General features: G+C 42.7%; 5 protein-coding genes. 3 read left to right on the top strand and 2 right to left on the bottom strand.

Annotated features, from left to right (window positions below; genetic code table 11):
• The 3 genes from PN499_RS11815 to PN499_RS11805 form a co-directional block, all read left to right on the top strand.
• Nucleotides 1-1484: serine/threonine-protein kinase (locus PN499_RS11815; protein ID WP_272032079.1), on the top strand; the 1484-nt coding region annotated here is incomplete at its 5' end.
• A 685-nt stretch (nucleotides 1485-2169) separates the two neighbouring features.
• Complete coding sequence (locus PN499_RS11810) at nucleotides 2170-2643, top strand: NADAR family protein (RefSeq protein WP_272032078.1); 474 nt, start codon at nucleotides 2170-2172, stop codon at nucleotides 2641-2643.
• 506 nt (nucleotides 2644-3149) lie between these two features.
• Entirely contained in the window at nucleotides 3150-6128 is a 2979-nt protein-coding gene (locus PN499_RS11805) for a GAF domain-containing protein (RefSeq protein ID WP_272032077.1), read from the top strand.
• 118 nt (nucleotides 6129-6246) lie between these two features.
• On the opposite strand, the gene PN499_RS11800 is transcribed toward PN499_RS11805, so the two are convergent.
• Nucleotides 6247-7017 carry a pentapeptide repeat-containing protein gene (locus PN499_RS11800; RefSeq protein WP_272032076.1) on the bottom strand — a complete coding sequence of 257 codons (771 nt, stop codon included), beginning with the start codon at nucleotides 7015-7017 and terminating at the stop codon, nucleotides 6247-6249.
• Nucleotides 7018-7180: 163 nt separating this feature from the next.
• Nucleotides 7181-7825, bottom strand: coding sequence for a pentapeptide repeat-containing protein (locus PN499_RS11795; protein WP_272032075.1), 645 nt, complete (start codon nucleotides 7823-7825; stop codon nucleotides 7181-7183).
• Nucleotides 7826-8114 lie beyond the last annotated feature (289 nt).

Here is an 8114-nt window from a genome sequence, read left to right as displayed (position 1 = left end):
GTGTCACCCCTGGATGCCAAAACCCCCGAAACCCAGACACAGCGCAACATTGTCAGAGTTGCGGTTCCCGGTTGTTACTCCAACAACGCTATCGGCCCATGCGGCCCATTGGTCAAGGTGGCTTTGGGAAAACCTTTTTAGCAGTTGATGAACAAATTCCCCTCAAACCATCCTGCGTCATCAAACAATTTTCCTTTCCCACTCACGACCCAGAAAGCTACAATACAGCCGCTAGATTATTTCGCCAAGAGGCCCTACGCCTTAACCAACTTGGCGGACACCCCCAAATTCCTCAACTATTAGCCCACTTTGAAGAAAATCACCTTCTCTATCTAGTTCAAGAGTTTATTGAAGGGCTAACTCTCTCCCAAAAATTGCGCCAAACAGGGATTTTTAACGAAGAGGAGATTTGGGAATTGCTACGGGACTTGTTACCCGTACTCCAATTTATCCACGAACATTCTATCATTCATCGCGATATTAAACCAAGTAATATTATTAGCCGTAACAGCGATGGCAAACCTGTTTTGCTTGACTTTGGGATTGCTAAAATAATTCCCAATACTGCTGTTATCCATACGGGTACTATTATTGGTTCTCCCGAATATATGGCCCCCGAACAATCGCGAGGAAAAGCGATATCAGCTAGCGATCTTTTTAGTTTAGGCGTTACCTGCATTCACTTAATGACAGGTGTTTCTCCTTGGGATATGTATGACATGGTAAATGACCGTTGGGCGTGGCGAGACTTTTTACCTACTCGTAATAGCGACAACTTAAATAAAATTCGTCAAAGGCAGGTTAAGCTCGGTAAAATCTTAGATAAATTGCTAGAACATTCTATTGGTAAACGCTATCAGTCGGCAGAAGAAGTTTTAAAAGATACGATCGCGACTACTAATCCAGTTGTTAGCACAACCGCTAAAATAGTCAAGCCTACGCTAACACCAGCAAAATCGGTTTCATCACCCCTGCGTCCTAGTTTATTGGCAAGAATTATGCCTTGGTCGGTTAAACCTACTGGAGATAATTTGAGATCGGCAGCAGGTGTTGATTACACTCAATTGCAGCATTTACTAGCAGCCCAAAAATGGAAACAAGCGGATCTAGAAACTTGGATAGTTCTCTGTCAAGCTTTAGGCAAACCAAGCAAAGGTTATCTTCATCCCAATGAAATTGACAATTTACCTTGTGTAGATTTGGAGACAATTAATCAACTGTGGGTGAAGTACAGTAACGAGCAATTTGGCTATAGCATACAAACGCAAATTTATGATAGTGTTGGCAATGATTACGCGAAATTTTGCGATCGCGTTGGCTGGCTTACTTATAATCCTCATAATCCCTACGAAGGTCTAAATTTTAGCCGCACAGCGCCGCCTGGACACTTGCCCTCGCGGATATGGGTAGTCGGCTTAAAATGGTGGCGACACATAGAGGTAATGGCTGCAAAACTCAGTCAATGCGAACTATATTTTAAGTAGATTAATATAAATTAGGACTTAGGCACGTTGAGATCGGAACCAGGTTTATTTGTAGAAATCTAGTCGAGAAGGGTTATAAACCTGAGCTTTGACCTTTTCAATACCCTCTGTTTTGGGCGGATTTGTGCACCGTTGGACAATAAATGTTAGGGTTTTATAGTGGGTGGGGGCGAGTTTATTGGAGCTGTAGATTTTATTTGAGATTATTGGCGAACCCGCGCCTTGTATCTTAAAAGAGTTGGTGAGCGCGATCGCCACATCAAGCAGGCGATCGCTCCATCAAACAAAGTAAATCTAAAGAAACAAGGAAAGTTTTGTGCAAATGGTTCTGTAATCGGCGAAAGTACGAGCAAGAGGACATCAGCAATTGGTGAAGTTGGCCCGCCCCTTGGCTACTCAAGAGCAGAACTGTTTGGAAACAGCTACGCCAACTGTTGCTGGTCTTACCCTGGCACACTTGGAGTATCTAATCATGGAAACAACAACCGATCAAAAAAATGATTAGTGACCATGATGAGGAAATTAGTGCATTTGGCTTTTGGGATTTTAAAATCCCAAAAGCCTTTAGACCCCAATTATTTGACTGCTACCCCTTGACAGTTCAAGACAGTATCTACAACTCAATATTTATCAGCTCAACCGACCCTGACAAAATTAAAATTTATAAGTCCTATATTCGACGCTGATGACAATTTACTTTTATAAGGTAGAAGAGCCCTATGGCTGCTTTTCTAACTTTTCACCCCACAGCATTTACTTAAACGGTCAAGACTGGTTGACGGTAGAACACTATTATCAAGCACAAAAATTTGTTGGTAGTGTGGATGAACAATTAATTTATCTGATTCACGCCTCAGAAACGCCCCAGCAAGCAGCCAAGTTAGGGCGCGAACCCAGCCGACAACTTCGCCCCGACTGGGAAGAAGTGAAAACTGCAATTATGCGAGAGGCCGTTTTAACAAAATTTATTACGCACACTGATATCCAAGCTATTCTGCTGTCTACAGGCGATTGCCTAATTGTTGAGGATTCACCCACAGATTACTACTGGGGCTGTGGCTGCGATCGTACTGGCCAAAACCATTTGGGCAAAATACTGATGAGCGTTCGCTTAGAAATCTCCCAACGCCGCGATCGCGGTTTACTACCCCAATCCTAAACTTATTAGCAGAAGCCACAAGCTAGAAAAATTGAATTGAGCTAGAACCGCAGAAGGAAAATACAATAAAATCAAGAATGTCAGCAATTAACAACCTCCTTACCGTCTTGGCGGTTACAAAAATTAGCATTTTATAAATTTGTGTAAATAATTGTTAATTTTTCATAAAAATTAATTTTTTTTTGATAAAACTTCCAGAACACTCAAAATTTATAAGATGATAGAAATGAAGGGTTAGCTTGAAAAAATGCCTTTTTCAGTGCAGGGATCAAAAATAATGCTCGCAGCTCATCGCAGGCAGTGTTAAATTGTCCACTACCCACCGCTAATCTAACATCGAAAATAGTAGAGCGTTTGAAAGAGGCTAGTTGAATTGCGTAGGGCGGAATTTTTACCTCAGCGATCTACTTGAGTGACAAAAGTTAAAGACCTAGCTGTAGATGTCTCGCCAGCGCAAGCGTTGCCATCATTACAGTTATAACCGGAATCTCCAGGCGAGAAGAAAGATGAATCTGGTAGAAAATACACAACAATTAAAGCAGAGACTAGACAGAGAAGTTTTACTGCGCCGAATTACCAAACGCATTCGCCAATCTCTGGAATTACCAGAGATCTTAATCTGTGCAGCACAGGAAGTGCGCGGTTTTTTGGGAACAGATAGGATTATGATTTATCGGTTTAATACCGATGGTAGCGGCGAAGTAGTGGCGGAGTCAATTAATAATAATCGTCTCCCATCCCTTAAAGGCCTAAATTTTCCAGCCGATGATATTCCTCAAGAAGCACGAGAGATGTATGTCAATCTACGGCAGCGTACAATAGTTGATGTTAATTCCGGGTTAATGGGTTTGAGTCCGCTGGATTCTGCGGAAACAGGAGAATCCCTGACAAACGAAGAAATCAGGTATAGATCCGTAGACACTTGTCACGCAACTTATCTGAGGGCAATGGGAGTGCAATCCTCTGTGGTAGTACCGATTTTATGCGATATAAGTGAGCAAGAAATAACAGACCCTTTAGCAATTTCCCGATCGCGAACTCAAAATTTAACATCTCAAACTGAACTTTGGGGACTTTTAGTTTCTCACCATTGCGAATCTCATCGCATTTCAGAAACAGATTTACAGCTAGTGCAGTTAGTAGTCGATCAAATTTCAATCGCGATTTCTCATTCCAATCTTCTAGGCCAAACTCGCGAACAAGCACTGCGTGAAGCTAAAGTTAACCGAGTTGCAACTCTTTTGCATGGTCAACCCACTATTCAATTGAAAGCTGCTTTAGAAGCTACTGTTAGAGATCTTGAAGGTACTGGTGGTAGAGTCTATTTTAAGAGTAAAAATCTAAAGATTAAGGATAAAAATATATCGCCAACAGATATAAATCCTGAAGTTATAAATTTCTCAGAGGATGACCTTCCTGCTTCCTTTGAGCTGTTTACTTGTGGCGAACAACCAAGTCTACCAAAATGGGAAAAAGAAATACCTATTGAAGAGCATCCTTTATGGCAGCAGTGGGCGGAAGCAGGCTTCAAAGAAGTAGGTTTCAAACAGGTAAATGGGGTTTCCCAACTCCCAATTCCCAATTCTCATTTCCCAATTTTGATCGTTACGGACTTATATAAAGAGCCTTCATTTAGAGTATTAGTTCCAGCTTTTCAGTCTACTAAAATTCGTGGCTTACTGGTAGTTCCGATCCAATATCGCCAACACTTACTCGGTTATTTGACAATTTTTCGGAATGAAATTGAAACCGAAAGGTTATGGGCAGGTCGCTTTGAGAGCAATGTGAAACAAAGGCTTCCCCGACAGTCTTTTGAATTATGGCGAGAACTAAAAAAAGGTCAATCCCGTGAGTGGAATAGCCGTGAGATTGAGCAAGCGAAAGCTATAGGCAATCACTTTTCGATGGCAATTCAGCAGTACACTCTTTACAAAGAGGTACAAAATCTTAATATTAATTTGGAACATCAAGTTCAAGAACGGACTTCACAGTTGCAGCAGTCTTTGGAGTTGGCCAAGGTACTAGGACGAGTTACAGATCAAATTCGCAGTACGCTGGATTTAAAAAAAATCTTGCAAACTATTGTGCGAGAAGTACGAACTTTGCTGCATACCGATCGCGTCGTGATTTACCAGTTTATCAAAGGTAGAGAAGGCGAGGTTGTAGTAGAAAGTATTGCCTCTCTCTCAGATATAACCCGCAGTGGGCGGAGTTCTATTTTAGGCATTAAAGCCCCAGAAAACTGCTTTCCAGAGGAGTCCGCGTGTCTTTATCGGCAAGGACGGGTGCAGGCAATTAATGATATTTATCAGGATGATTTAGCGCCTTGTCACCGGGAGTTTTTGGAGAGTCTTCAGATCAGAGCGAGTTTAATTGTACCAATTGGAACCGATGCTTTGCTGTGGGGGTTATTGATTACCCACGAATGTTCTGGGCCGAGAGTTTGGCAAAATTCTGAAAGGGATTTACTGCAACAGTTAGCTCATCAAGCTGCGATCGCCATCCACCAAGCAGAACTTTATGAAGCCAGCCAAGCCGCCGCTATTGCAGAGCAAGCCAAGGCTCAACAGTTAGGTAAAACTCTGGGAGAACTACGGCACACTCAAGCTCAACTAATTCAAACTGAGAAAATGTCTGGACTAGGACAATTAGTTGCAGGTGTTGCTCACGAAATTAATAACCCAGTTAACTTTATCTACGGTAACATTTCTCACGTTACTGAATACACTAAAGATTTGCTGGATTTAGTAGAATTGTACGAACAGCAGTACCCCGCACCCAACGATCGAATTAGCGAACATACCCAAGCTATTGATTTAGACTTTCTGGCAAAAGATTTACCAAAAATTCTCGACTCAATGAAAATGGGAGCCGAACGTATTCGCCAGCTAGTTCTGTCTTTACGCAATTTCTCACGCTTAGATCAAGCAGATAAAAAACCAGTTGACATCCACGAAGGTCTAGAAAGTACGCTAGTAATCTTACAGCATCGGCTCAAAGCTAAGCCAGACCGTCCTGCTATTGAGCTTTTCAAAGAGTATGGAAATTTGCCGCTAGTTGAGTGTTATGCTGGTCTGTTAAATCAGGTATTTATGAATATCATTAGCAATGCTATTGATGCTCTAGAAATGGGGATTAGAGATCGGGGTATGAGGCAAAAAAACTTAGAAGATACCGGAATTTCGACTCAAAACTCAATATTTTTCACTCCTAATGATACGCCGGCTTACATTCGGATTCGGACTGAATTGATCGATCCTGAAACTGCGGTTATCTCCATTCGAGATAATGGTCAAGGCATTCCCCAAAATTTGGTTTCTCAGATATTTAATCCCTTTTTTACCACTAAGCCTGTCGGTCAAGGAACGGGATTAGGTTTATCAATCAGCTACCAAATTATAGTAGAAAAACACAAAGGTGTACTTAGGTGTATTTCTCAACCAGGGGAAGGTACTGAGTTTAGGATTGAAATTCCAGTACATTAATTGGTAATGGCTAATTGCTAATTGCTAATTGCTAATTGCTATTAACCATCTCCCCTATCTTCCCCATCCTCCCCATCTCTTCCTCTGCCCTAGTCCCTAGCCCCTTCTTCGTACAAATTTAAAACAGGACTTTTAGCAAGACAGATCCTAACGCTCCTAAAGCATTCATCCATCCTCCACCACCAGTTTGAGGTTCCGTTGGCTTTTGACGGGTTACAATCGCTTGCACTAACTGCTTCGACACTTCCTGACCTCTGACATTTCCTTGAGAGGCAAAGAGTTGATTAGCTATCTGAGCATCCTGAGTCGCACCTGGAAAGTCTCCCAAGTCAGCGCGAGACATACTTCGCGCAAAATAGACTGCTGCTAAATCGGGTTTGAGGCTGAGTGCTTGATTGTAATAATCTATGGCATTTCTGTAGTTTCCGGCTTTAGCTTCTGCCAACCCTAATCTGTAGAAGTCCTCTGCTTCCCCGATATTGGTTGGCAATCCCCTAACTCCTAGTAATTGTGCATTACTCAGATTAATGCTAGCTAAATTGGCATTACCTAGATAGGCAGTTCTCAAATCAGCACCACTGAGGTTGGCACCCGTGAGATTTGCGCCGCTCAAGTTGACACCATAGAGGCTAGTACCGCTGAGGTTTGCGCCTGTAAGATCTGCGCCACTGAGGTTCGCGCGGCTGAGATTGGCACCGCTCAAGTTAGCACCTCTGAGATCGGCTCCAGTCAGGTTGGCTAAAACTAGACCTGCACCGCTAAGGTCGCACTGAGAACACTGTCGGGTTGCTAGTAGCTGTTGTGTATGTTCAATATTCTCGGCAGATGCAGCAATGGCTGGGAAAATCGCGGTTAGCAGCGTTGCAGTTGCGAGGATTCTGAGTTTCATTTTTAGCCTCTAAAATCCAAAATATAAAATCTAAAATACTCTTAGTATCGCTTATTTGCAATAAAATTAAAACTAAAATTGCTAAGGAGTAATTCTCGCTTAACAGCTCATTACTCCTTAATTTACCACCAGTTCTTCGCAGGCTGCCAAAATAGAAGGGCAATTAGTCGTGAACTGTACCGTCGGGCATGGTTGCGCCCTTAAGATATACTCCACTGAGGTTGACTCCAGTTAGGTTTGCGCCTAGTAGGTTGGCACCAGTCAGGTCTGCGGCACTTAAGATAGCTTCAGTTAGGTCTGCTCTAATTAGACTAGCTCCCATTAAATCGGCTCCACTGAGGTCTACCTTAGTTAAGTTGGCTCCAATTAGGTCAGCTTCGGTAAGAATTGCTCGACGCAGATTTACTCCGTAGAGGTTGACTCCGTGCAAGTCTGTCTGACATAGGATTGCTCTAGAAATATTGGCTCCGATGAAATTTGCCTGGGTGAGGAAGGCTCTGCTCAAGTCAGCTTTGCTGAGATTAGTACCTATCAGGTCGGCTCGACACAGGTTGGCTTCAGTTAAAATTGCTTCTGTCATGTCAGCTCCTCCCAGATCTGTACCGCTGAGATTGGTGTTGCTGAGATTGGCTTTGCTGAGGTTGGCTCTGTTGAGTTTGGCTTTACTCAGATTAGATCCGGTAATATCTGATTCGCATAGGTTTGCTCCAATTAGCTCTGCGTCACAGAGATACACCTCTGGTAGGTATACCCCACTGAAATTTCTTTCTCCTGTTGCGTATAGCCTCAGCAGTTCGTCAACGTTCATTATTGCTTCTCTATATCTCATTGAATGCAAAATACTCTGACTCACGCGCCTTGACCGGATGAAAAAGTAAAGATTAAGATAGAGTTCGCTTCCGAGTTTACTTAAGTAAGTTGTGATTAATATCACTTATAACTGTAAGTGTTATCACATACAGCACTTCCGGATGTTATGAGGTACAGTAGAACAACTACAGACTATTTTCAGGGGCGATCGCGCTAACGGTACGTAGCCCTAGCTTCAACCCTATGAACTCCGCCGGTAGGTAGTGGCGATCGCCAACTAATCGGTT

Source organism: Kamptonema animale CS-326 (assembly GCF_028330895.1).
GTDB lineage: Bacteria > Cyanobacteriota > Cyanobacteriia > Cyanobacteriales > Microcoleaceae > Kamptonema > Kamptonema formosum.
The sequence above is the reverse complement of the archived record's forward strand: the minus strand, read 5'-3'. Positions and strand labels throughout refer to the sequence as shown.

Excerpts from the sequence above, each read along its gene's own strand:
- PN499_RS11810 (WP_272032078.1), top strand. The coding sequence starts at position 2,170 with ATGACAATTTACTTTTATAAGGTAGAAGAGCCCTATGGCTGCTTTTCT.
- PN499_RS11805 (WP_272032077.1), top strand. The coding sequence starts at position 3,150 with ATGAATCTGGTAGAAAATACACAACAATTAAAGCAGAGACTAGACAGA.
- PN499_RS11800 (WP_272032076.1), bottom strand. The coding sequence starts at position 7,017 with ATGAAACTCAGAATCCTCGCAACTGCAACGCTGCTAACCGCGATTTTC.
- PN499_RS11795 (WP_272032075.1), bottom strand. The coding sequence starts at position 7,825 with ATGAACGTTGACGAACTGCTGAGGCTATACGCAACAGGAGAAAGAAAT.